Here is a 25593-nt window from a genome sequence, read left to right as displayed (position 1 = left end):
ACAGGAGGTATTTTTCTAAAGCGTGCAAGTTAAACGGCTAACCGGTTTTTTAACCGCACTGACTTTCTCTTCCTCGTTTGCAAAGCATTTATTTTCCCGCTGATACTTGAGTCGACGAGTTTGTTTCTATTTTAGGATTGACTTGGTTACCCGGCGTTGCATTCTGCAACCCGTCAACGATAATCTTATCCTCGGCATCAATCCCTTTAATAATGGCTCGCTTACCTTGTTCTAAACTACCTAATACCACGCGCCTTGATTCGACATAATTGTCTTTATTGACGAGTAACAAATAGGGGCCGATTTGATCATATTGGATGGCAGTGTCAGGTACTGTTAAATGCGGGATTTTTTTGGTCAAGGGAATACGGACTTGTACAAATAAACCAGGCAATAAGGGATAATTTTTATTGGGTAAAAGGGCTCGAAACTGCATGGTTCCTGTTGAGGAATTCAGTCCGGTATTGACGAAATCAAGTTTCCCTTCATGAGGAAATCCTGCTTCATTTTGCATTCTTACATAAACTGGAATTTGATTGATCTCGGAGGGTTTAAAACCACGGGCTCTTGCTGCGTCACGAATTCTGATTAAATCCAGTTCGTTGAGATTGAAATAAACATAAAGAGGATCAACCTGTTCGATGGTTGCCAATTCAGTTGCTTTGCCATTACCGACTAGATTTCCGACATCGATCAGATGGCGACCAATTCTGCCGTCGAAGGGAGCAAGCACATGGGTATAACTGTAGTTGATGGCTGCTACCTTAGCATTAGCCTCTGCTTTAGCAACTTCTGCTTTGGATGCTTCGGCTTGAGCCGCCCATTTTTCCACATTCTTTAACGAAGTGGCATTTTCTTTATACATTTGCTTTTGGCGTGCGGCCTCAATCTTGGTATATTCATAAGTGGCCTTTCGCGATATCACCGAGGACTCAGCTTCCACAAGTTTTTCATAGTAAGGCTGGGGCTCTATCACAAACAATTCCTGATCCTTTTTAACAAAGGTTCCATCGGTAAATTTTATTGCATCGAGGTAACCTTCGATTCGGGCAACCAAATTCACAGAGTTGAAAGCAACGGTATTACCCGTTTGGGTAATATATTCAGCCATCTCCATTGATTCTGGTTTTTTTACAATTACTACTGGAGTAGGCAATGCTTGTGTATTGCTGGTTTTATGGTGAGTTATTAGATAAATGAGGAGAAGGATAACCAAGGTGATGGCTGCTATTTTCACGAGGTTAACTTTTTTTTCTGAAGTCATATTCATCACCAGTTTGGTAAATAAAGTTGCTTTATTCGTTGTTCTTCAGTGAGCGGTGGCAGATGATTTTGTTTCTTTAACAAATTGCCCCAGTTGGTGCGTGCAGCCATATCTGCCTTGATATGTTTACGAACAATATCATTCCCACAACGGATTTGCCAGCCACCACCCAGAGCACGATAAAGTGCCACCAGGGATTGGGCAATATCACCCTGTGACTGTGTCAATGATTTTTGTACCCGCAGCAGTTGTCGTTCAGCATCCAATAACGTTGTGTAATCAGTTTCACCTTCTTTATACCGAGTCATCGCTAATCTCGTGGTGACAGTGGCAGCGCTATTTGCTTTGACAAGATAGGCTTCGGATTTTTTTGTTTCGACATAGCGAGTAATATTATCCTGGACTTCTTTCTGTGCTTGTAATATGAGATTAAGGTATTTTAACAAGGCTTGTTGGAAGGCCGCATCTTGCACCCGTACCTGGTTAGTAATTTGGCCATAATTCAGGATAGGCCACAGAAATGAAGGTCCCGCCGAAATATTGCGGCTTGACCAATTGAAAATATCACTGAGTGAACGATTGCCAATGTTATTAGAAGCAAAATAAAACGTTCCAGATAGTGAAAAGGCCGGATAGAGATTAGCTGCAGTGGCTCCTATCGCTTCAGATTGCGCGATGGCTTCCATGCGTGCTTGATAAACATCGGGGCGCTGTGCCAAGGCTTCTCTGGGAATACCTACTGATACCATGGACGGTGCTTTGGGAATACCCTGATTTTTTTTGAGCAAATCATCTACACAGTTTGGTGTAGTACCAAGTAATACTGCCAGTTTATCTTTCTGTGTTTGCAGTTCACTGACCAGTGTAGGCAGTGTAGCCTGCGTTTCGGCAAGCTCTGTTTGTGCTTGTTCCACATCAAGCAAACTCGTTTGGCCTCCTTTATAACGAGACTGCGCGACCTTGAGACTCGCCGTCTGTAACTGAATATTGGCTTGAGTGACTCGTATTAATTTCTCGTCGGTACGTATGCTGACATAGGTACTTGCAATATCCGCAGTTAGCGTCACTAAAGCATCATCATAGGCAGCAACTGATGATAAGAACGTTGCATCATTGGATCGAATAGCCCGGCGATATTTTCCCCAAAAATCAATTTCCCAGCTCGCGGTAAAGCCGACGGCAGCTGTTTCAAATTTGTTGGGTAAAATGTCTTGCAGTGAGCTACCGCCAATACGATTATAAGTAATGTTACCCCCCATATTTTGCTGCTGGGGATAAAGCTCTCCCACTGCTTGGGCCAGTTGCGCTCTGGCTTGCAAAACCCGAACCCCCGCAACTTGTAATGATAAATTATTGAAATAACCCTGCTGAATTAATGAAGTTAAGGTTGGGTCGTGAAATGCTTGCCACCAATTTGCATTTCGGATGGGCGCTGCTCTCACCCCGGGACCATTTTTCAACCAATGAGGGGCAATATTTTTTTTCGGCTCTTTATAGTTGGGGCCGACCATACAGGAACTTAGAACTAGACAACTTATTACTAGAAGAATCTTTAACATGTGGGCTACTATTTCCCTATATTACTAGCGTCTGTCGGCCTTTCGACTCTCTTGGTGTTTATGCGTTCGGTGCGTCGCTGGTCACATACGAGTGGGTATGCTCCGCTACGATGCTAGAAAAACCAACGCCCAAACACTCAAGCTAGCGAAACGCTAATAGACCCTATTTCGGCCATGAAACAGGAGATGAAATAACCAAGCGACAAAATAATTTTAAGCCCTGTTCTGAGCTAATATTATCTGTGATAGTACAAATGAACAAGTGCTATTGAGTCTTTCTTTATAGGAAATATTAGTTAAGACATCAGGTTAACTAGTCTAAGTTATTTACCTAAGGCGCATACTTTTCTATGTACTCAAGAATGTATCTGGGTAAATGAAGGGAGTTCTCTTCCTTATCATTATAAGGCGGTAATGAATGTGCCATATTCGCTGTGCAATAAGCATGATTTAGGGGAAAATTTTCATAGAGTAGCTGCACTTTGCCAGCTGCTTCTTTGCCATCTATTTCGGCGATAAATTCAAAAGCCAGGTCAATCCCGCTTGAGACACCAGCTGCAAGCCATATGTTCCCATTTTTTACCATTCTTTCTTCCGTGACCTGAACATTTGAAAGTAGTCTGGCTTCTGGCATGGCTCGCCAATAAGTTGTTACTAACTTATCATGGAGCAGTCCTGCTTTATGAAGCAGGAACATACCAGTACATATAGAAAGGATATATTGAGCATTTTTGGCTTGTTTTTGAATAAATGATATTAATTTGGCATTGTTTACTTCGTTAATTCTGCCTTTTCCGCCGGGAATAATCAGATAATCTAATTGTGGTGAGCGTTCAAAATCACAATGGGTCTTTATTAGAATGTCATTGACACACGATACATAGCCCCCATCTTGAGAGATCAAATAGAGATTAATCGGCTCTGCAATGGTTTTCCAGAGAGAAAATACCTCCCAGGGAGCAATGAAATCAATCGGTTGACAATTTTCGTATACAAGGACTCCCAATGTTTTAGCCATCGTTTACTCCCTTAATAAATGAAAATGGTTAGCAACATGTCCATGACTAGTCCAGGCACTGCTTTGTACATAATGCATTAAATTGCGCTATTAAGCCAGAGGCGTCAATCAAGAGATGGGAAACAGCGATTGATAAGGGCGTGTGCAAAAATTTAATAATAAAAATTAGCTTGGTTAATCAGGAGTTCTTTCTAGTCGCTTTAGAGTATCCATCATGGACTTAATGAATGAAAGCCTAGTATCGGATAATACCGGTATGAAACTAAAAAATATTATATAAATCGACTTGAAAATTTCGTGAAAGAAGGCGCATTTTTTATCAGTATAAAAGGATGAAATAGTTCTTTATAGTTTTTGTTCTAGCATTGGGTGTATTTTTGATTTTTAATGTTGATTTTATTAATTATTTTAATCGGTATGGGTCGCATAGAAAGAGAGGTCTTGTTATTTCTGGTAGATTAATTTATTGCGTTAATTTGTTTGTTTTCTATTTTTTTCTTTATAATTTTATTTAAATTAATAAATAGAAAAAAACCACCTATTGCTTATCTATAATGTAATTAGATATTGTTATGTGGATTCAGGTATGTTTCACCCAAAAAATGAGGATAAAATAGCAAAGATACTTAAGGATTCTGAGGCTGGTTTTAAGGTGGCTTCAGATACTAATGGTAATTTCCTAAAGTCTAAATTATTTTCTACTCAAACGGATGCTGCTTCGGTGTTGGCTAATATTCGTTCTAAAATAGAGCTCAGCTATATCGCTCTAGAAGTAGAACCAGGCGGGCGAGGTTGGTACATCGTTTATAATGCGAATCCAGCGGTACTTAACCAATTTCCGCATGAAGGAATTGAAAACAATAATCTACCAGAGCCTTAAAAAAGCGAGCTTTATCATTCATAGCGTTCTATGAAATTTTTAAATAGCTCAAAAGCTAACTCCGGCTGATCTAATAAAACCATATGGCCTGACTCTTTCACAAACACTAATTCCAGCGGATAGTCGACAGCTTGATAGATTAATCCCCGATTATCTTTAGCTTGTATACGTATATCATATTTATTAAGCCACATAGGGTGCGACAAATAAGGAACCATCAGATCGTCCATGCCATTAAAAATCAATATCGGTAATTGAAAGTCTTTTAATAATTTTACAATAAGAGGGGCTGACGAAAGGGGAATAGAATTCATTAGATAATGGCGGACAATATGATTATCTTTACCGCATTCTACCCACGATCCTTTGGCTTTTACTGGCTTGTAATTTTCATCATTTAGAAAGTGGTTTAAATTATCTCGAATATAAGGGTATTTAATAATGCGAATGTCATAGGTATTAACAACAGGAATTTGGTGTTTTTTTGTCAATATTTCTTTTAATCTTCCGAGAGTAAAATAAGCAGTTTTTTTAGCTAAATACAAACTTGGTTTTTCTCCTTTATCCTGCAGTTCATAGAATTGTTGCCATTTAGCGCGGGCTTTGGCTAAGAGCTCTTTTGCTTTTTTTTCATCAATGAGTGAATTATTTCTAGCAAATTCGACTTGAGTAATATTGATTGAATGAGGATCAATAAAGCCATTACCCATACCAATCCCTTTGAGGTTGAAATCAGTAGAGTGTTTGATTTCATAAGCAATATTTGGAATATCTTTACCGGCATAAGATTCACCAAAAATAAAGAACGCATTTTTTTTCAATTCTGGATGACGAGTAAAAAATTCCTGCAAAGCCTGTACTACATTCTCACGCATTTCTTTGGGTGAAGTGGTATACCGTGATGGCAAAGAAAAGCCTGTTCCTACCGGATTATCCAAATAGAGCATATGGGAGACCTTTGTCCAGGCAAAAGGGTTTTCTTTAAAATGGTAAGCTGCCGGTTTAGTGACAGTTTCCATGTTTTGTAAAAGATAGGGGCCATTTTCTATAAATAGTCCAACCATCGACGAGCATCCCGGTCCGCCATTTAGCCAGAGTGTCAGCGGGGCATCCGGGTGATCAGCTTTAACAAACCAATACCACAATTGACCATGTTCCACGGGCAAATAGCCATGCTCACTCCTTGCCTGTAGCATAGCCATATAGTGTTGGGAAGATTTATGCGCCAGTGCCAAGTTATTTTGTAGAAACAAGGCAATGAAAAGATAAATTACCACAGGAAAATAATTCATAATTAATCTGCGAAATTTATTTTTAATATAGATTATACGTTAAAATTACGTCTTGTCTTGTAAGGTAAATTTTCACTCTGGTTGATTAGCAACATTGTCTTTGTGGTTAATAAAAGACCGAATAAAATATTGTGTTTAACAGAGCGTTTTATATTCTCTCTCTTTCAATGTTCCTGTCTATCAAAAAACTCGTTTAACCGGTGATTTTTTTAACTTAAAGACGCTCTTCTATTAATCAAGAACGTGATTTCTTAGTCATTCTTAATGTTCAGATAATGTTCATATGATACTTTTGTGCAACATTTTAGTTGTGGAAATGGTGGTATGCCTAAATCTGATATCGGTGTAAAGCGTAAATCAATTAAAGATGTTAGTTTGCATGAAATACCTTTATTTGCGGGTAGTCAAACCGTCGAATGGCAAAAAGATGGACGCACCAATCAATTAAATCGATTGGTGGTTGCGATTAACCGCGGGGCTGATGGCAAGGGTAAAATAAAATACAACACAATTGATGAGATTATTTATAACATTGAGGACATCTGGACTAGAGCACAGCTGCCTTTCCCTTACGAGTCTAATGATTCTGAAGCCTTTTTTTCAACGTATTGGCCTCTGCTTAAAGAAGCAATCGCTACCCATGCGAAACATCATGACTTAGCTTACCAATCCTCCATTCTTGATGAAGAAGTGTCTGATGGATGGGTTAAATTACAAATTTTTAAGCGCAATCTCAGTAACGCCTCGTTGACAATGGAAACCCCAGGCAAATTAGACCTCGTAGCGAAGAAACCTGAGGATGATCTGGAGCGTGTTGTCGATTCATTAGATGCTTTGGAGCAGTCTTATGTAATTAATGAGCGAAAGCAACAGATTACTCGTGATGCCATCAATAAACATCTTAATGAAACGGATGTTCTTGTCCCCCCAAGCATTTTTGTTGGGAGATTATTTGTTGGTTGTGGTTACGCTGGTATGACCTTGATGACCACTGATCCCTCAATACCCAAGAGTGCTGTGAAGGCCTTTAAACAATTGCAGCATTATGTTTCAACGAAGAGTTCTGGCCCTTTATGTCTGGAAACGCTAGTCATTTCCGAGCAACACATGGGTCATTGGAGCAGTGCAGATCATCGGGCCGAACAAGAACATCCCCTGTTGGAAATACCGGGTAATTCGACTGCCAATGATTTTATTCCCAAGAGCCAAAGCATGGGGCGCACTTTAAGAACGAACACCAGGCATCTTTTCTATGCCAATACAGTTAACATGGCTCTTAAAGATACGCCACCACCGTTTTATGGTGTGTCCGTGCAGGCACTTGAAAGAAGAGAAAAACATCTTGATGACTGGCATGTTGAGGCTACTGTTCATCATTACCGACTGAAGGTTTCCATTCCCCAGGGTAACAAGACGCTTATTGCTTATATTTATGCCCAGTTCATTGATTTCTCACTGGGTATGGGTATAGGACAAAATACCTCCTTTGAGAATGCCCTGCAGTATGAATTCGTAAGACAAAGTAAAGAAATAAGTATTTCTTCTGGTATGGGAAAAAGTTTATACCAACACTATTCGACTTATGATGCGAAAAGAGGTTTTACTCCTATTCTTCATGGCAATGAATATGATCTCAGTACCAGAGAAAGGCAATTGAGTAGTGATGTAAAAACAAGACGAGTCGTTGTAATCGGTGGTGCAGGCGGTGCGGCTACAGCTTACAGGATTGCTGTGCTCGGTACAGACCTTCATGGTTATAGATTACTGAATGAAAATGGCGAATTAGTCAAAGATGGTAAAGGACTTCGCCAAAATCCTAATGTAAAAATTTTCGCGCGCGGCAAAGTGACTTATAACAACCTTGCAGTTCAGGCAACTGAATCCTTTGAACATGCCAAAGCAAAGAAAAATCTGTTTGAAAACTATCTCTTAGTGGGAGTTAAGAAAGCCGAGAATAATGAAATAGTGCTGCGTTTTCATAAACGCGAAGGAGCACGAGAAATTGAGAGGACAATGGCTCTTCATTTTAAGAAGATGATGCAAGATCCTGGAAGGCACAGTAGGCGTGTTATTCCTGAGATTGTAGAAGATAATGGCAAATTTTTTATTTTAAATCTCCATGAAGAAGTTTGCGATCAATTGATTTCTGGTATGGGGCAGGATGCCAGCAAGATTCGATCCCTGATCCTGTCTGAAATCAGTGAGAGTGAATTAAGAACAGTCAGGGGACGTGATGGACATATTGTTGCCTTGACAACCGTATCCGGAGAAATTCGTCTTAATGGTGCTATGGCAGGAAATGTTACGCGCCAATTTACTGAAGATTTAGTGGTAAGCTTGAAAAAATCCAGTCTTCCCCGAAATGGCAACGATCAGAACATTATGCCCTGTGTGCTCGGCAAGCTCTTTTCTTTCTTTTCCGGTCGCCAGGCAGAACCTAAACTGCGTCGAGTCAGCATCAATGTGAATACTTGCTTCCTACAAAGAGGGGATTTACGTGATGATAAGACCGAATTTCAAGAGTTTTTAGAACATGCTGGTTTAGCTCCTTTAGAGATAACAGACTTTATTGAGTTTTTATTGAAAGAACGAACTACTGATCGCACTGGAGCGGGTGTATCGTTTGAAAAATTAACAAATTACTTGCAACGGGCTAAAATTGATAACCTCGTTCAGATTATATCTTCCTGTACGTTGATTGCGACGAAGGATTTACCTTCAGTTTACCAAATATAGTCCAGTTTCTGCTTTATATTGATATAAAGTGGTAAAATATGTATCATTGGACTCCAGCAATTGTTTGGAGTCTCCAATGGGCAGCACTTCTAAAGACACGGCTTTTAATGAGGGGTTCACTCCCCCGACGTTCGGCAACTTAAAAGACGCCGTAATCACTGGCAACCATAAGCTTGTTGCCGATTTTTTATTACGTAAAGGCTGTGAAACCTCTGACCCCTTGGAAGAGAGAGGCTATGAGGATGAAGATGGTTATAACCCGACTGTTTCCCATAGTTTGTTGTATGAAGCCATTTCTTTTCCTGCCGTTCTTAAAGTACTTTTAAGCGATGCGCGCTTTAATCCCAATGAGAAAGAGTATGATGCTTTTTATCGATGTTTAAATTTAGGATTGGTGGAAAGTTTAAAATGTTTTATCGAAGATAGTCGGTTTGTTATCCCGGCTGGTACGCTTAGAAAGGCAGCTGAACTGGGAGGTTATGAGCTCATTGATTATTTATTGACTGTCCCGGCTATTGTCAATAATGCTTCATTTCATCCAGAAATCCATGAGGCTTTGCAGATTTCTGCTCAAAGCAAAGATAAAGAAATAGTTAAACGATTTTTGGAGTGTTACAACCAGCGGGCAATCCCACTCCCCAAGCTTTTAAGACAGCAGCCACTAGTCAGCCAAGTCATTGTCAGCTCTAATCAAAATTATGATTTGATTCCGGAAGAGGTAGTCGAAACCCAAGAGGTAAGTGTTATACGGCAACACTTGGCAAGAGAAATTACCCATGCCTCTGGCAATCGCTATATCTGGTTTTCCAGTTTTGGAAATGCAGAACGAGCGAGCGGGAATACAGATGCACCAGAGGAAAAAAACGATATCTTTCGTTTTTGAACTTCCAAGCCAAGATAGACTGTTAGTGCCTGTGTATAAAAAATTGGCTATTTAATTTTTATAAAATTAAATGGCCATGTCAATAAAGCAGGCAATCGACTATCTCCAGTATTAATAACTTCTTAGGACAGGCCCCCATGATATCTCTCAAAACGAGGGATAATACGAGGTGTTACCTCTATTTTTACTTGTTCACAAAAAATACATCGTGTTTTTTCAAAAGTTTGACAGCTTAAAAATCGTCTACTATTAACTAATAATTACCTGAGAAAATACCCAGCCAAGGAATGGCAATTGTTTGTTAGCGAATACAAGGAGGTTGTATGTATTTAGGTAAATTAGGTTTCTTTAAGGAAAAGCAAGCGATTGAAAAACAGAATCTTAAGAATCATCTGGAGCAAGTAACAAGCAATCTTAAAAATAATAATCTCAAAAGAGTGTTACTTGCTCGGTTACAGCAAGAATTATATCTGCTGACTCTTTATGCTGCGCCCAAAATTAAGATGGCAGCTAAGAAGAAACGATTATTATGCAAATTAAAATACTCAATGAAAAAGCGCAGAGCAAAAAAACGCGCCATTTTAAGCCATCGTCACACCATGAATACAATGAAAAAGATTCCCGTTTCTTCTGCGGTCAGTTCTGGCCGATTGAAAATCAATGAGGATACTGTAAATGCTGAGCCAGGCATTGTACTTTGGTATGCGCTAAGAAGCGGTTTATCTCCTGTTGAAAAAACTGTCAACAGGAATTCTCTGCGTTAATGCTGCCTAATCAGGAAGTATTTTTATACAATTAACACCTGCGATATCTTGTATGCCGTGGTTTCCGGCTGTGGGGGGGCAGTGAGTTAACTAATCACTGAGCAAAACAAATGGTTTGTTTTACTCAGTAATGGGTTTACTCAAACTCTAAGCGATTGTCAGATAATCTTTGCCAAATTGCTCGAGGTAATCATGATAATTACCCAAATAATTTTGTACGCCGTATTGCTCTGTTAATACTAATACGCGAGTTGAAATCCGATCAATAAAATAGCGATTATGGCTAACAAAGAGCACTGCCCCTGGGAAGGCTTGTATTGCTTCGCTCAGCGCATCAATGGACTCAAGATCCAAATGGTTTGTTGGTTCATCGAAGATAAGCACATTATTTTTTTCTAAAATCAGCTTGGCCAAAATCAAGCGTGCGGATTCACCACCACTTAACATCGCAATTTTTTTATCGACATCTGAACCACGAAATAATACTTGCCCTAACACTTTCCTGATTTCTTGCTCGGGCGCAGCAATATGACTTTCTATCCATTGCAATATGGTTTGTTCTGTTGCCAACTGGTTGTGATAATCCTGAGCAAAATAACCTATTTTGGCTGTTTCATTCCATTCAAAATTGCCTTGATCGGATTTAAGTTCATGCAATAAAATTTTTAATAAGGTTGATTTACCGATCCCATTCGGGCCGATAATGGCACATTTATCGCCTCTTGCTATATTGAAGGATACTTTCTTTAATAATACTTTTTCGTCAAATTTTTTATGAAGGTCTTCTACAACCAGTACTACCTTACCGGAGGGATTTTTTTGTTGAAAATTAAAGTAAGGTTTAAAAATGTTGGAGTCTTTTATCTCAACTAACTCGATACGATCAATCATTTTTTGGCGTGAAGCGGCTTGGCTGGCTTTGCTTGCCTTTGCTCCAAAGCGATCAACAAACCCTTGTAGTGCTTCAATTTTCTTTTCCTGGTTCTTTAACTCACTTTGTTTGAGAATTAATCGCTCTTCTTTGGTTAAACAAAATTTGTCGTAATTCCCTGGGTAATCAAGGATAGTATCATAGTCAATATCAAGAATATTTGTAGATACATTATTGAGAAAGCCTCTATCATGCGAAATAAAAATCAATAGGCCTTTGAAATTGGTTTTTAAGAATTGCTCTAACCAGGCAATCGATAAAATGTCCAAATGGTTTGTGGGTTCATCCAGTAACATAATGTCCGGCTTTTGATAAAGAACCTGAGCCAACAAAACACGTAATTTGTAACCCCCTGATAAGGCACTCAAGGGGCCGTAATGAAATTTCTCAGCAATACCCAGGCCCAGTAATAAATTTCTCGCCGTAGATTCTGCTTCATACCCGCCCTGATGCATAACAATTTCTTCTAATTCACTGAGGCGATAACCGTCTTGCTCGGTGAAATCTTCTTGCGAATAGAGTTTATCTTTCTCTTCGAGGGCTTCCCATAAAATTGAATTTCCACGGATCACCACATCGATAAGACGGTCATTTTCATAGCGGAAATGATCTTGCTTCAGAATGCCAATGTTAAGATTTTTCGCTTTTTCGACAGTACCCTGTGTCGAGGTTTCCTCGCCCGCTAAAATCTTTAAAAAAGTGGATTTACCTGTTCCATTGGCACCAACAACTCCGTAGCGTTGTGAAGGCAACAAGATTAAATCCACTTCTTGGAATAAAGATTTTTTGCCAAAATCCATACTGATATTTCGTACATCTAACATGACATTGCCTCTAAACGGTAATTTGGTGAGAATTTACGCAAAAAGCCGATTCTTGGTTAAAATTTAATTTCATCGTTCATTGAGGTAAACGACCCCTCTTGAATTAAAATCAAATTTTCAACTTTGAACGGTTACGTCAATTCTGTTATTTTTGTTTTTTTATTGATCAATAAATTATTAATTTGCGCAATTTTATCATTTTTTAGATTTTTTTGCACTGTAATTAATTTAGAATCAAACTATGGGATCCTCTCAAGGCTCCTCTGGCTTTGACAACCAGGGATAAAAAAAGGTCGCTTCGTGCTTGTTATAAAACAGATTAACGATGCGGGAATTGGGTATCTCTTGGAACTGTCTAAGGGTAGCTAAATCAGTTTTTCCTTGTAATTTTATGGTAAAAATCATTTGTTTTGCCTTACCAGAGGCTATCCATTTCATAATAAGTGCATAAGCCCGGTCAGGGTAGCAGGCCACGTCTGACAGGACCCAATCATAAGTTTGCTCTAATTTGGAGGGCTCTAATGAAAATGCACTTTGTTGTAAAAAACTCACCCGGGGAAGACGGGCAATTTTGGTATCCAATAACGCTTTATCAACAGCAGTAACATTGGCGCCTAAGGATTGCATTACATAGGTCCAACCGCCAGGCGATGCACCCAAGTCCAATACGGAGTCTCCTGCTTTAGGATATTCCTCTAACAGGGTAAGTGCTTCCCATAATTTCAGATAGGCTCGATTGGGTGGATTTGTTTTGTCTTCGTTAAAAAAGCACGTTCCATCTGGCCATTTCTTGAGGCGCTTATGACTGTAGATTAAGGTGTTTTGATCTAAAAGACTGAAACTACCTATAGCTGGAATCTCGGTTTGGACTGGAAAATCGCGTATTAGAGAAGGACATTTCCGTAGTTGTTCTTCAATTAAACGCGATCGTCTTATGTTGGCAATAGGATGTAAATACCAAAAATGACCAGCCTGGCGAAGAATTTTGACTGCTTCTGAAATGGATTGAAATTTTACAAGATGGGGATCTAACCAAATATCCTGGGCAAAACATACGTTAAGTTTTTTCACAGGGGAAAATACTAAATCTTCGATAACCTCAGAAACTTCTTCTATTTCTTGGCAAAACTCATGAAGAAATTCGTGTTTTACGGTATAAATGGCAGAAATCTTTTTTTGTGTTTCCATAAGCTTGTCATAAGAGCGGTTATTGTGGATGCCGGGGCTGTTTACTGAGGTTGCAGATGGAACAGCGAACTAACTTAAACTAAGCTGATTATAAGTCATTCGATTTTAGATTAACAATAAATCGTGCTGGCTGGCTTTATTGTAGTGGCTAGTGTAAAAATTGAAAATTGGATAGAGTGCGTCCTTTGGGAGTTGAGCGCTATGAATAAAAAAATGTTATTTTCTATACTCATCATGAGTACCTGCTTATTAACCGGATGCTGGACAACCAAATCAGGCCAGAAATCGGGAATTATTGTGAAGGTTGCCAAAGAAGGCCGCTATTGGGGAACCTATGAAGGAGAAATGATACGCGGCGGCCTTGATAATGCGACCGGTGCTACGGGCCGAGAATTCCACTTCACCTTGGGACAGTTTAAATCTGAACTTGTTGAGCAGGCTGAGCGTGCAATGCAAAATAATGAGCATGTTATTCTTAGTTATCATTGTGAAGAGTTTGTGGCTCCCTGGCGTGGGGAAACGAAATGTTTTGTCGACAGCATTAAAAGTTTGGACAGTGAGAAAAAAGACAATAAGTCCAATCAATAAATGTTGTTTTCTTGGACCTTACAGTTTGCTTTGGCAGCAGTGAGCGGTTTTACTGGCCGCTCGCTGTTTTGCTGATACCAGATAAGTTAATGTGAACGTCGTATTTCAATGTTGCTGGCGAAGGTTAGCCACGTGTGCTTTTGTATTCTTTCCAGGTGATCATCTGTTTCATTTCTTCATCGTAGAGCTTGAGAGATATCAACTCTTTGGTATTTTTTAATCCCAACTTGGATACGGCACTGAAACAGTCATTCTCTTTATGGCATTTTGCTAATTTATAAAAGGGAATTTTAGGTGCCAAGGTATGGATGTGGTGGTAACCAATATTGGCTGTCAGCCACTTGAATGGTTGGGGTAAATCATAGAAGGTACTTCCTTTTAATGCTGAATCACGCAAATTCCATTCTCTACTTGAAACAAAATATCTATGTTTAAAATTATGTTGTACATAGAACAAATAAATTCCCAAGGCACCAGCAAGCCATTGGGGTAATAGGATGGCTATTAAAAAAAACTTCAGACCTGCAATGGCAATGATAGGACCGTAAAGAAGAATAATACCTAAATTGGTGATTATGACGCTTCGATGCTCTTTTTTACCAAAGCCTTTGCGTTTACGAAAAAAACGCTGATCAATCCCAAAGACATAAATCCAGCCGAGAAAAAACATGACGAAGCTATTTCGATATAACCGATAAACCAATTTACCCCAACGACTTTTTGCTTCGTATTCTCTAACGGTGAGAAGTTTTATGTCCCCTACCCAGGGCCTGTTATCTGCATTACCACCATTGGCATGGTGAATAGCATGGGCTTTGCGCCAATAAAAATAAGGTGTAAAAAGGATAATTCCGGTAAAAACCCCAACCCAATCATTATATTTTCTCTTTTTAAAAAGATTCCCATGACCTAAATCATGCTGAAGAACAAAGAGGCGGGTAAATAGAAAGGCAAGTGGAATGATGAGAATGAATAGGGGCCAATAGTGATTGCTTAGAGCAACCTGTAAAATAATTAACCCCATAATAAGTAAAGCAAAAGTCAAAGCAACTTCACCCAGGCCACGCCTATTACTGGCTGCAATATACTTATAAATATCAAAGGGAAACGTATTCAAGAAAATTCCAAAAAGACTTCTAATATCATTAGTATACCTTAGATTTTTTATGAAAGAGCTTTTTTACACTGGTTTTACAGGTTATTAGCAGATTGGCCTGGAAAGGATAATTCCGTGCAGGTGGGCTCTATTCATCAACTGACTCCCTCAAAATAGGTCAGAACCACTCAAGCTAAACCTTCAGCCCGGGGGAGGGCCTTGTCATTGCATCAGTAATAATAGCAAGGTAATCAAGGCCGGCAGAGCTTGAATAAATAGTATTCTTAAATGAACGAGAACCCCTCCGGCAATGCCAGCAATTAAAGCACAACTTAAGAAGAAAAGTTTTACATGAAATGCTTCTATGGGATCGGGGGATAGTAAGCCCCAGATAAGGCCTGCACTTAAAAAGCCATTATAAATACCTTGGTTGGCTGCAAGTGGCGCTGATTGAAAAGCAAACTCTGGCTGTGTTCGGAAAATTTTACGGCCCAACGGTTTTTTCCAGAGAAAGAATTCGAGGATGAAAAACCAAAGATGTAAAATAGCGGTGATTATCACCCCAATGTCAGCCAAAAGTTTGATCATTTTTATCTAATAAAATGAAGTTCAATTTAATTCTACCTCTCTTTTTCTACCAGGTTTCCCCAAAAGGACGTGCTTCAACTTCAAAAGACCATGCTGAAGGAGGTTGTTGGGTCAGCCAAAAAATGGTGTTTGCCAGATCATTCGGTTTAACAAAAAAATCATCTGCTTTATCTGGCATATGCTGCCGTGTGTTGGGTAAATCGACGATACCATCTATTATGACCAGAGCAACATGAATACCCAAAGGCCATAAATATTTGGCCATCGATTCTGTAAGGCTTCGTTGGGCAGCTTTGGCAGAGGCAAAGGCTGCCGTATTAATTCCTCCACGTCTAGAGGCAGTTGCACCAATGACAATAATGTTGCCGTGGCCTTTTTTCTTCATCTCGGGAATGACAGCCTGGCTGATAGTGAATAAACCTAAGGTATTAACACGCCAACTGGCTTCAAACGCCTCTGGCTTAATTTCTTCAATATTTCCCCAACTTCCTGAGCCAGCGTTATAGATGACACTATCAATTTCCCCGAGTTCGGTGGTGATTTTATTAAAAGTCTGTTGGATGGAGTTACTATCACTGACATCACATTCATAGGCCTGTGCGTCCGTCAGTTCAAGCGCAAGTTTAGTTGTAAAATCACTTGTACGTGCCAATAGGGCGACCTTATAGTTTTGCTTGCTAAAACAAGCTGCAAAAGCAGCTCCATTGCCTGGACCAACGCCTACAACAACACAGACTGGCTTTTTCATATCATTTTCCTTAAAGCGTTGTGATTGTCTTAGTTTAGACTTAAGATGGCTGTCAACGATAGCTAGCTCGATTAATATTTTAAAGTATTAATCGTCTGTCATGAGACAATATTTGTTTCATCTTGAATCATCATATAGTATTAAGTTCTTTTATCTGGGTAAACCACTAATCAGACGATTCAGCCTTGATAATTAAGAAACCACCACGAGCAAACTTGTGTCAATTTGTTTAATTTGTTGATATAATTAGATTTTTTCTATATTGAGTAATTATGAAAACCATAAATAAATGCTCAAAATGCACAGTGGCTGATCCTCCGCCATTTGAAATCTCTTATGAACACATTAGAGAATTGTTAGATGCGGGTAAATTAAATATCTGGGAGTGGGATCTCATCTCAGACGACGTCATTGATTTTGGCTATTCAGAGTCGTTATCTATTTTAGGTGATTACAAGGGGGAAATTGGGCGATTAAACCATTTTCTGACACGATTGCATCCGGATGATCGCGAACGTATTGTAAATGAGTTGGAAGAAGCCTTTGTTCAGCAGGATGATTACAATGCCGAGTTTCGCATTCGACTCATGAATGGTCGCTATGAATGGGTTGCTGCACGTGGTCGTTATATCCGCGATGCGGCTGGAAAACCAATTAAAATGATTGGTACCTGGTGTTTTATTACCGATCAAAAGAATATTCAAGAATTGGCGCGACGGCAGCAAACTACGCTTACGCGCTTATCACGTTGCTATGTGTTAGGAGAGGTTGCATCAACGTTAACCCACGAAATTTCTCAGCCACTACTCGTTACTAACACTTACCTCAGCGGCAGTGTACGCCGCTTAAAACAGAATGATATTGATAAAGAAGAACTGACTAATGTTTTAGAAGCTGCGCTCAAACAGGTTGATTTGATGGGTAAGATTATCAAGCGTATTAAGCGTTTTGTTACCCATGGGGAGCTGCATTATGAGCCAGTTGATTTAGCTTCAGTAGCAGAAAATGCAGTCAAAATAGCGCGTTTTTCATTCGATTTTGTCGTAATCGTAAATTATGATTTTGATAAAAACCTAACAAAGGTCATCCTGGATTCTAATCAAATCAAACAAGTATTTTTAAATCTTATTAATAATGCCCTTGAGGCTATGTTAGAGTCCAACACTCGGCAACCCACGTTAACTATCAAAATAGAGACAGCTAACGATGAGATCAATGTTTATATTATGGATAACGGACCAGGTATCTCGCAAAATGTTGTTGAAAATTTATTTACTCCATTTTATAGCACGAAAGAATATGGCATGGGAGTGGGGTTATCTATTTGCCGTAATATCATCAAAGCACATGGCGGCGCATTGTATATAGAAAATAACCTCATTGACGAAGGTGCTATATGCAGATTTAGCCTCCCTTACATTGTGGAAGCAAATAATGGCTAGTACTGTATATATTGTTGAAGATGATCTGGATGTCGCAAATGCACTGGAATGGCTTTTAAAATCTGTAAAGCTGGCAGTCAAAACATTTCTTAATCCTTACGAGTTTCTTGCGCATTCCGATAAGCTCGAAGAGGGTTGTGTTTTATTGGATGTAAGGATGCCAGCCATGAGTGGTATGGAGGTACTCAAATTATTATGTCAGCGCAGCCATTGCCCTCCTGTTATTATGATTACCGGGCACGGAGATATTCCTATGGCGGTACAAGCAATGCAAATCGGAGCCAAAGAATTCATAACGAAACCCTTTAATGAACAATTTTTACTCGAAAAAATCCAGACTATATTGGCCAGCAAGAACGAGGTTAATCGAAACTATCAGCAAATGACTGAGGTAGCCAAACAGTTTGCCTTGTTAACTGAACGAGAGCGCCAGGTAATGCATTTAGTTGTTGACGGTTATTTAAATAAACAAATTGCAGTGGAGTTAGATATCGCTATCTCCACCGTCGAATTGCATCGTCGGAAAATTATGCTCAAAATGCAAGCACGTAATTTAGCGCAATTAATCAAAAAATCCTTACTCCTAGAGATCTAGGGTAATCAATAGGGTAATTATGGTAATTTGGTATATTCAACGATTACCCACATTGCTAAGATGCACCGTCGTAAAGGTCTCCCATTAGGATTCTCCCCATGTTGATAGCATGTGCCAGTTGCTAATTCCGAACCTAGGACCAATACATTTACCTAGGTTATACGATGAAGGAAGATTTTATGTGGAACTGTCCTACATGATTGAAAATATTGTGGAAGTTCAGCAGCCCATCGTTCTTTTTTTGATGGATATCATTCCGGCTAACGAGGTTGAGTACAGTTTTTTTCTTACCAAGATTGAAGTGATTCGAAGAGAAATAGCGAATGGGTTGCGCCTGACTTTTAATAACAGAGGACTCATGGGGTATAACAACAGTACTCGGCTTTCTCTTGCAAATTATGTGAGCCCATTCAATACGTTACAGCATATGTGCCAGCAAATAGGCAACATCGTCGATTCCATCAACTCTTCTTTAACCGCCAAATGTCGTTTTGCCTTAGCTCTATCTTATGCTTTAAAAAATAAAGTTGTGTTCACCGATCATCTCATTACAGAAGCACGGAATGCACCTAAATGGATTTTTAATGACGAAAAGCAACTCTGTATTCAGCAGGCTAAAAAATATATGGACACACTATTTGAGCCTGCCGGTTAACGTTGTTTGGTGAATGTTAATTAAATTTAGCACTTGGCGTACTTGACTCATCCCGACTTGGCTCATCCGGACAACTTGTGAGGACAGAAACTCCCGCACTCACCAAATTACCAACGGCTTTCACCGCATTGAATAGTCCTGGGGCAAGTGTACACGCTGATGTAACACCTTGATAAACAGCGCCTATCTGGGTGGTGTTGAGTGCTGCTGCACCAAGATCAGTAAAGACACTATTATGTTCTGTTAAACTCAAGCCAGATAGGGTGCTAACAAACATGGTCATGCCATTTTCAGCCAAGGACGCTGGATTCATATAGAGATCATAAGCTGCATAAGTGAAAACGAGTGCATGATAAGCCTGCATTCCAGCACGCCAGGCACTTTTTTGGTTAAAAAAACCTAACATCTAAATCTACCTCCTGATTATTAAGTGCGTGTGGATTTAATAGTATGACCAAAAAAAAATCAAGATATATTTTAAATATCCCTGATGAAGGAATATTGTTACTCGTTTCAGCTACCAGTATTTTCTTCTACTTAAAAAAGGTTATTGCGTGCGTCTTGATCCTTTAAAGCCGGGTACCACCTAGGTAAATTTACGTGAACGCTTAGTTCAGTACCAGTCTGTTGTTGTGCAAAATAGAAGCAAAATTTGTAGAATGAAACTATACTAAAAAAAATTGTTTTCTTTTTGAGAGTTACCATGCCTATTCCTGTCTATCCCAAACAATTAGCCGAATTATTGCGAAAAAATGAGGCTGGCATAGCCAATACGGCTGACTCCTCGCAGGAAGCAGATCAAAGTGTGATCAGGGAAATGCGTGTGCAGGATAGTTACGAGAATAATAATGATCCTAATGATATGCCGCTCGAAATTAAAAAAAATGAAGAGAGTGATTTAGATCCTATTGATACCGAAGCCGAAATTAAAAAAAGCCTGCAGCCTTAATTGTTTATCAATAATTGCCACCTCTTTCTACCTGGTATTGTCAAACACCTTTACAGGTTTGCGCGCCTTTCTGGCTAGTGCTATAAAGAGAGTTATCACTATTTGCTTTAATGGATTGAAAAGAAGGAATCTTTCATGGCAAAAATGACAGGCGGTCAATTACTCGTTAAATGCTTGGAAGAGCAAGGTGTAGAATACGTATTTGGAATTCCTGGTGCTAAAATTGATGCAGTATTCAATGCCTTGGTTGATTCTCGTATTAAACTGATTGTCTGTCGGCATGAGCAAAATGCGGCATTTATTGCAGCAGCTTATGGCCGTTTGACTGGAAAACCTGGTGTTGTTTTAGTGACCTCTGGACCTGGCGTGGCTAACCTTGCCACTGGGTTGCTGACGGCAACCACAGAAGGTGACCCAGTAATCGCGATCGGCGGTAATGTAGCCCGGTCAATGAGCCTGAAGCAATCCCATCAAGGGACTAACAACGTTAAATTGATGGAGGCAGTGACCAAGAGCAGTGTTGAAGCCCATTGGGTTGATAATATCCCGGAAATTGTCGCTAACGCATTCCGTACGGCTCTTACTCCTTCCAGTGGGGCCTGTTTTATCAGTTTGCCGCAAGATGTGTTGAATGACAGTACTGATTGTAAACCGATTCCTGACATTGCTGCACCAGAATATGGTGAGGCGCCAAAAGCGCTAATCGCAAGAGCTGCTGCCTTAATCAATCAGGCGAAGCAACCAGTCATTTTACTTGGGATGGAATCAAGTCGCCAAAATAATGCCAAGGCGATTCGAACTTTACTCAAAAAACATCCTTTTGCTTTAATCGGCACTTATCAAGCAGCTGGTGTCGTGTCGAAGGAGTATGTTGATCTTTTTGTGGGGCGAGTAGGGTTATTTAAAAATCAGCCCGGAGATCAATTGCTGGATCTTGCTGATGTGGTAATCACAATAGGTTATAACCCCGTTGAATATGATCCGGAAATTTGGAATGCCTCTAATAAAAAAACAGTAGTTCATATCGATTACCATGCTTGTGATATCCATCTCTCTTATCATCCTGCCTGTGAGGTATTAGGCGATATTGCAACGAATATTAATAGTCTGATTTCCCATCTGGAAAAACGTGAACGAGCATTAAGCAATAAAATAGTTCATTCCCGTCAATCCTTACTTGATAAAATTGATTCAGGAAAAAACTACACGGCTTCACCCATTCATCCTTTACGTTTCATCTATGAATTAAGGCAGGCGGTTGATGATTCAACAACAGTATGTTGTGACATTGGTACCGTGTATATGTGGATGGCACGGTATTTTTTTTCCTTCCGCCCACACCAATTATTATTCAGTAATGGTCAGCAAACCCTGGGAGTTGCCCTACCTTGGGCGATTGCCAGCAATTACGCTCTCCCCAACGAAAAGGTCGTGTCAATTTCCGGAGATGGAGGTTTTTTATTTAGCGCCATGGAATTAGAAACAGCTGTGCGGGAAAAATTGCATTTCATCCATTTTATCTGGCGTGATGGAAGTTACAATATGGTTTTAGAACAAGAATTGATGAAATACCATCGCATCAGTGGTGTCACGTTGGGACAGGTTAATATCCCTGATTTTGCTGCTGCGTTCGGGGCTATTGGTTTGGAATTGACGAAGCCAGAAGCGTTTCAGGATATTTTTGAGGAAGCGATGGCACAGCAGAAACCGGTATTGATAGATGTGCCGATTGACTATAGCGACAACGCAGAACTGTTTGAGACTATTGATCCGAACGGAGGTCATTGAGAGGGATTATTAGTCATTACTCAATCGGCGAGTAAAATGCAGGGAGAACCTGCATTATCATTTGAACGTTATTCACAATGAATCGACTGCTTTTTTTCTATTTTTGGAAAATCCTCAATCAGTTGTTCTTCTTTGCCTAGGTAAATAACCTGTTGTGCAATAATATCAACGATATACTGTTGAGTTCCTGCGGCCACAATACGCTTAAGGAAAGTTGGATAATCAATCATTTGTTGCTGAATAGCAGAGATGGTTTTTTGTACTGATTCTTTATCAAAATGATTGCTCATTGGTGCCTGGTTAAGAGCTATTTCTTCCATGTGAGTGGTTTTATCGTTGAAATAATAGTGTATGCGATTGGCTTGCAAGTCGACCTCATAGCGAATGACTCCCATTTCAGCGAGCGTTTTAACATGTTCAGCGAAAATTATGGTGTTATTAAAACAACCCTCGAGAGATTGTTTAATAAAAGCGATTGCCTCAGTTGATGGTTTCATTTCATTCTCCAGGTAATAAATAACAAAACCAGTTTAGAAGAGGTCTAAGAGAATGTATTGGAAGAACACGACAAATCAGTAACAGAGAATTTCGCCTGGCGTGCAGCCGGAAAATTGTTTGAATTCATGAATAAAGTGAGATTGATCGTAATAATAGTCATTAGTAAAAATGTTACTAAGCGGCAAACCAGTTTGTAATTGCTTGAAAGTTTGCTGAAAGCGTTTAACCTGCAAAAATTTTTTGGGGCTTATGCCAATCATTTCCTTAAAATGACGCTCCAGCGTTCGAGTACTATAACCGTAGTATGTCGCTAAGTTGTTTACAGAATTGATTAGCGGATTGGCCATTATTTCTTTGGCCAGCGAAATAACGGCTGTTTTTGGTGATTTCTTAGTGTTGGCTGAATGTAACTGGATGAGAAAGGTCTGCATGATGTCTGCTAAATCCGACGTATTCTGTGCATTTAGTAATTCTTCTTCCAGTAAATCCATGTTGTTATAACCAATAAGTTCCGCTAAGCCAATGGCTTGATCATGCAAATGATAAGCCGATTCTTTGAGCAATAAAGGGATTGCCCAAGGATAAAATTTGATTAATAAGGTTGTTGTTTGTTCATGTTCTGGCTGGAATTCTTTAAAACTTGTCTGTAGACCACTGATACCGCAGCGTTTAAGTAAGGTTTTTTTGCCATCCATGAGCAAAAAAAGTGATCCATGGTATTGAAAACCCATTACAGCAAATAAATCGGGTAAGACTTTGTAGGGAGAGGCAGAGAGAGTATCTTTGGCTGTTTCAAGCGTAATACTTTCTACATAAGCAGTCAGTAAGGGATGTACAGGTATTTTTAAACTAGTCTGGTTTACAGGAAGCTTGTGCATAAGCGGTTTCAATAAAGGAGCTATCAAAACCAGTATGGTATAGGTTGCATGAATTGATGGCAACTTGATTATTACTTAACAATCCATCGTGTTGATTGTAAGTAATTAAGTAATGGGTTGAACCCATTACTTAATTTTTGGTAGTCGTACTGGGACAGGCTGCATAGGGCCAGGGATCTTTATTCATATTAAGTTTTTCCAATAAGGTATTTCTCAGGAGAGTACTATTCGCCTTGGTAGTGCCTGACCAATATCCTGTTGCACAACTGGAAGTATTGCAATCGCCACCCAAAGTGAAGAATGGTTTTTTATGATGGATTTTACAACTACAGATAGCTTGACTGGGGTTTCTGGGGCTGACGGTACAAGGAGAGTCAAGGCAATCAGTCCATGGTGAGCCTTCAGGGCACATCATGCCTTTCTTTTGATCAAATTGAGCAAAGGAAAAGGAAGAGCGAATACGTTTAATTTTGTATTTATTAATTTTTGGCTCTCGTTTATCACAAGAAGTAAATCCCAGGCTAATGTCCTTTTTAACAACGCAGGTGCAAAGTGCATAACGCGGGTGTCTTGGATCTGGTACACAAGCGGCCGAGGTACAGAGAGCGTACTCTTGTTGGCAACTAATTGGTTTTTGGGATTGGCCAGAATAAGCATTACCAAGATAACAGTTCAGCACCAATAAACAAAAAAATATTTTTTTCAGTCGGTTAAAAGAACTCAATTTCATATTTTTATCCCTAAAAATTCTAATTTAAAAAAACATAATGGATATCAGGGTAAAACACAAGAATTGTCGATGACTCGATTAATTGCTCGCGTCAAATATCATAATCCCGTTCCCATCTTTCCCATTACTTAAATGGCAACTCCAATCCATACCCAACTGTTTTTCATCGGTGAGCGGATCGTAATAGGCGATATGGAGTTCTGCTGAATTGTCTTCAAATATACGCAGGCGAGCATAATTGTTCCAAAACTCGCCATGGGGGTGCTCTATCAGCATAGTGATTGAGGTGACAATAATATCCTTTTCTTGATCATCTATTTGTAATTTATAGTGAGTGTACTCATTAAAATTAAATCGAGTACTGGCTCCTTTTAATTTAGGAAGAATGTGGGCGGCAGCTGAATTGGGATCGAGATGGCATTTATCAAAATGGAGAATAGCCTTAACATCATCACCACGCTCCAAGGCTGTGACCAGTTGGCTGTAATTGCTAATCAAGGTCGTTTGCGCCGAGACTGCGTGAGTTACCAAGCTAAGCAACAAGAGTCCTGTATGATGCAAAACCGAGATTCTCATCCATTTTCCTAACGGAGTAGGCCTAATTAAAAGATAGCAGCTGTTTAAGAAGGCAGGTGGAATTTTTCGGTTTTGAGAATTAATTTGATGATGTCTTGAAAGACCAGAAGACACCTTCTAGCAGAAGGTGTCTCTCCTTTGATCATTAGACCCTAGCTGAACTCTCTGAACTGCTGGGAGTAGCAGTATATTCTTGCCACTTGCGTTGAGCTTGTTTGCAACCATAGCAAGCCAGGTTATATAAATCAGGCAGGAACGACACAAAAGCATCGACGAAATCCATTGCTGAACCTTTGTTAAAACCATATATACAGCGATTAAATTCAGCGCTTTTTTTACTTAAAGCGATGTTTTCCTCACGAGAAGAGGATGCTTCGCGGGAGGGGGAAAATACGGTTAGAGAAGGTACTTTATAACTACTCTCATGTTGGTTGAGTTCCAAGATGTAGCCTTCTTCAATATCATTTGCAACCAAGTGTCTTATTTGTATACCTGTAAGAACCGGGTAAAGAGTAGCCATCATATTACGAATGATGGGACTGGTTTGTAACGCTTCTTTAGTATCTACGCGCTCTTCTTGTGGGCCGAGACTCCAATTGCAGCAAGCTACTGTAAGTTTTAATGCTTCTTGATATTCAGCATAGGCAAGAGAGCGTTGGCTTAAGTGGTACATTGCTGAGCCCCAGCCTGCCCAACTTAAATAGCCAACTAGAGGAAGAAAGGACAAACTGGAGGCGACTACACCAAGAACAATACTAGCCATAATGGTTTGATCAAGTTCCTTGAGTGCTTTTGATTTGTGTTGCAATAACGTGGTGCACCCTTTAATGAAGTTGGCATGTTTATTTAGATCAAAAGACTGAACTCGATGAACTGCAAGCACACCGTCCGATGCTTGTGCCTGTTCTCCAATAGTAAAATACTGTATTGAAGCTATTTGTTGCTGATTAAGCGGATTATCAATTGCTAGACTAGGAATGGGTGTAGAAACGGGTTGTGTTCTTCCAAAATAGCTTAATGCCAATTCTAATACTGATGCCATGTTATTTTCATCGTAATAATGAACGAAACGGCATTATAATGTTTTTTTTGCCAATAACAATTCATGGTTGACATGAAGGCT

At 39.6% G+C, this 25593-nt stretch carries 25 protein-coding genes; 10 read left to right on the top strand and 15 right to left on the bottom strand.

Going from position 1 to position 25593, the window contains the following annotated elements:
* Positions 1-88: 88 nt before the first annotated feature.
* The 3 genes from DYC89_RS11970 to DYC89_RS11960 all read right to left on the bottom strand — a co-directional run bounded on the left by DYC89_RS11970 (position 89) and on the right by DYC89_RS11960 (position 3841).
* The gene (locus DYC89_RS11970; protein WP_115221990.1) at positions 89-1264 is read right to left on the bottom strand and encodes an efflux RND transporter periplasmic adaptor subunit; all 1176 of its coding nucleotides are present in this window, start codon (positions 1262-1264) and stop codon (positions 89-91) included.
* Between the two features lie 5 nt (positions 1265-1269).
* Complete coding sequence (locus DYC89_RS11965) at positions 1270-2823, bottom strand: efflux transporter outer membrane subunit (RefSeq protein WP_115221989.1); 1554 nt, start codon at positions 2821-2823, stop codon at positions 1270-1272.
* A 331-nt stretch (positions 2824-3154) separates the two neighbouring features.
* Positions 3155-3841: a DJ-1/PfpI family protein gene (locus DYC89_RS11960; protein ID WP_115221988.1), complete on the bottom strand. Its 687-nt coding sequence runs from the start codon at positions 3839-3841 to the stop codon at positions 3155-3157.
* A gap of 586 nt (positions 3842-4427) precedes the next feature.
* Here DYC89_RS11960 and DYC89_RS11955 point away from each other — a divergent pair.
* A complete protein-coding gene (locus tag DYC89_RS11955; protein ID WP_115221987.1) occupies positions 4428-4721 on the top strand; it encodes a hypothetical protein in 294 nt (97 codons plus the stop codon).
* A 14-nt stretch (positions 4722-4735) separates the two neighbouring features.
* Here the strand turns inward: DYC89_RS11955 and DYC89_RS11950 are convergent, their stop codons facing one another.
* Complete coding sequence (locus tag DYC89_RS11950; RefSeq protein WP_115221986.1) at positions 4736-6013, bottom strand: S10 family serine carboxypeptidase-like protein; 1278 nt, start codon at positions 6011-6013, stop codon at positions 4736-4738.
* A 324-nt stretch (positions 6014-6337) separates the two neighbouring features.
* On the opposite strand from DYC89_RS11950, the gene DYC89_RS11945 reads away from it, so the two are divergent.
* The 3 genes from DYC89_RS11945 to DYC89_RS11935 all read left to right on the top strand — a co-directional run bounded on the left by DYC89_RS11945 (position 6338) and on the right by DYC89_RS11935 (position 10396).
* Entirely contained in the window at positions 6338-8749 is a 2412-nt protein-coding gene (locus DYC89_RS11945; protein WP_115221985.1) for a hypothetical protein, read from the top strand.
* Between the two features lie 76 nt (positions 8750-8825).
* Positions 8826-9632 carry a hypothetical protein gene (locus tag DYC89_RS11940; RefSeq protein ID WP_115221984.1) on the top strand — a complete coding sequence of 269 codons (807 nt, stop codon included), beginning with the start codon at positions 8826-8828 and terminating at the stop codon, positions 9630-9632.
* Between the two features lie 323 nt (positions 9633-9955).
* Entirely contained in the window at positions 9956-10396 is a 441-nt protein-coding gene (locus DYC89_RS11935; RefSeq protein ID WP_115221983.1) for a hypothetical protein, read from the top strand.
* A 147-nt stretch (positions 10397-10543) separates the two neighbouring features.
* Here the strand turns inward: DYC89_RS11935 and DYC89_RS11930 are convergent, their stop codons facing one another.
* Both DYC89_RS11930 and DYC89_RS11925 read right to left on the bottom strand, forming a co-directional pair.
* Positions 10544-12151, bottom strand: a complete 1608-nt coding sequence (locus tag DYC89_RS11930) for an ABC-F family ATP-binding cassette domain-containing protein (protein WP_115221982.1) — start codon at positions 12149-12151, stop codon at positions 10544-10546.
* A 252-nt stretch (positions 12152-12403) separates the two neighbouring features.
* Positions 12404-13339, bottom strand: coding sequence for an SAM-dependent methyltransferase (locus tag DYC89_RS11925; protein WP_115221981.1), 936 nt, complete (start codon positions 13337-13339; stop codon positions 12404-12406).
* 201 nt (positions 13340-13540) lie between these two features.
* Between DYC89_RS11925 and DYC89_RS11920 the strand changes: the two genes are divergently transcribed.
* The gene (locus DYC89_RS11920) at positions 13541-13927 is read left to right on the top strand and encodes a hypothetical protein (protein ID WP_115221980.1); all 387 of its coding nucleotides are present in this window, start codon (positions 13541-13543) and stop codon (positions 13925-13927) included.
* A 124-nt stretch (positions 13928-14051) separates the two neighbouring features.
* Here DYC89_RS11920 and DYC89_RS11915 read toward each other — a convergent pair whose 3' ends face one another.
* The 3 genes from DYC89_RS11915 to DYC89_RS11905 all read right to left on the bottom strand — a co-directional run bounded on the left by DYC89_RS11915 (position 14052) and on the right by DYC89_RS11905 (position 16359).
* Positions 14052-15044: a fatty acid desaturase gene (locus tag DYC89_RS11915; protein WP_115221979.1), complete on the bottom strand. Its 993-nt coding sequence runs from the start codon at positions 15042-15044 to the stop codon at positions 14052-14054.
* A gap of 201 nt (positions 15045-15245) precedes the next feature.
* Positions 15246-15611, bottom strand: a complete 366-nt coding sequence (locus DYC89_RS11910; protein ID WP_181879390.1) for a DUF1304 domain-containing protein — start codon at positions 15609-15611, stop codon at positions 15246-15248.
* A 46-nt stretch (positions 15612-15657) separates the two neighbouring features.
* The gene (locus DYC89_RS11905) at positions 15658-16359 is read right to left on the bottom strand and encodes an SDR family NAD(P)-dependent oxidoreductase (RefSeq protein WP_115221978.1); all 702 of its coding nucleotides are present in this window, start codon (positions 16357-16359) and stop codon (positions 15658-15660) included.
* A gap of 272 nt (positions 16360-16631) precedes the next feature.
* Here DYC89_RS11905 and DYC89_RS11900 point away from each other — a divergent pair, with 272 nt between their 5' ends.
* From DYC89_RS11900 to DYC89_RS11890, 3 genes are all read left to right on the top strand, one after another.
* Entirely contained in the window at positions 16632-17801 is a 1170-nt protein-coding gene (locus DYC89_RS11900; RefSeq protein ID WP_115221977.1) for an ATP-binding protein, read from the top strand.
* The gene (locus tag DYC89_RS11895; RefSeq protein WP_115221976.1) at positions 17794-18396 is read left to right on the top strand and encodes a response regulator transcription factor; all 603 of its coding nucleotides are present in this window, start codon (positions 17794-17796) and stop codon (positions 18394-18396) included. Before DYC89_RS11900 ends, DYC89_RS11895 begins: the two co-directional genes overlap by 8 nt.
* A gap of 196 nt (positions 18397-18592) precedes the next feature.
* Complete coding sequence (locus DYC89_RS11890) at positions 18593-19051, top strand: hypothetical protein (protein WP_115221975.1); 459 nt, start codon at positions 18593-18595, stop codon at positions 19049-19051.
* Between the two features lie 16 nt (positions 19052-19067).
* On the opposite strand, the gene DYC89_RS11885 is transcribed toward DYC89_RS11890, so the two are convergent.
* Positions 19068-19457 (bottom strand): hypothetical protein, encoded by a 390-nt coding sequence (locus DYC89_RS11885; protein WP_115221974.1) that lies wholly within the window; start codon positions 19455-19457, stop codon positions 19068-19070.
* A 297-nt stretch (positions 19458-19754) separates the two neighbouring features.
* Here DYC89_RS11885 and DYC89_RS11880 point away from each other — a divergent pair, with 297 nt between their 5' ends.
* Together DYC89_RS11880 and alsS are read left to right on the top strand one after the other, a co-directional pair.
* Positions 19755-20000, top strand: a complete 246-nt coding sequence (locus DYC89_RS11880) for a hypothetical protein (protein ID WP_115221973.1) — start codon at positions 19755-19757, stop codon at positions 19998-20000.
* A gap of 135 nt (positions 20001-20135) precedes the next feature.
* Complete coding sequence (alsS, locus tag DYC89_RS11875) at positions 20136-21788, top strand: acetolactate synthase AlsS (RefSeq protein ID WP_115221972.1); 1653 nt, start codon at positions 20136-20138, stop codon at positions 21786-21788.
* Between the two features lie 68 nt (positions 21789-21856).
* Here alsS and DYC89_RS11870 read toward each other — a convergent pair whose 3' ends face one another.
* The 5 genes from DYC89_RS11870 to DYC89_RS11850 all read right to left on the bottom strand — a co-directional run bounded on the left by DYC89_RS11870 (position 21857) and on the right by DYC89_RS11850 (position 25512).
* Positions 21857-22285 (bottom strand): DUF1398 family protein, encoded by a 429-nt coding sequence (locus DYC89_RS11870; protein ID WP_115221971.1) that lies wholly within the window; start codon positions 22283-22285, stop codon positions 21857-21859.
* 75 nt (positions 22286-22360) lie between these two features.
* Positions 22361-23164: a helix-turn-helix domain-containing protein gene (locus DYC89_RS11865; RefSeq protein ID WP_147285505.1), complete on the bottom strand. Its 804-nt coding sequence runs from the start codon at positions 23162-23164 to the stop codon at positions 22361-22363.
* A gap of 130 nt (positions 23165-23294) precedes the next feature.
* Complete coding sequence (locus tag DYC89_RS11860; protein WP_115221969.1) at positions 23295-23894, bottom strand: hypothetical protein; 600 nt, start codon at positions 23892-23894, stop codon at positions 23295-23297.
* Between the two features lie 78 nt (positions 23895-23972).
* Positions 23973-24470 (bottom strand): hypothetical protein, encoded by a 498-nt coding sequence (locus tag DYC89_RS11855; RefSeq protein ID WP_115221968.1) that lies wholly within the window; start codon positions 24468-24470, stop codon positions 23973-23975.
* A gap of 145 nt (positions 24471-24615) precedes the next feature.
* Positions 24616-25512, bottom strand: coding sequence for a hypothetical protein (locus DYC89_RS11850; protein ID WP_115221967.1), 897 nt, complete (start codon positions 25510-25512; stop codon positions 24616-24618).
* Between the last annotated feature and the right edge of the window lie 81 nt (positions 25513-25593).

The sequence above is a fragment of the Legionella donaldsonii genome, from assembly GCF_900452385.1.
Lineage (GTDB): Bacteria > Pseudomonadota > Gammaproteobacteria > Legionellales > Legionellaceae > Tatlockia > Tatlockia donaldsonii.
Note: the sequence above shows the minus strand (reverse complement) of the source record. Positions and strands in the feature narration are given on the sequence as shown.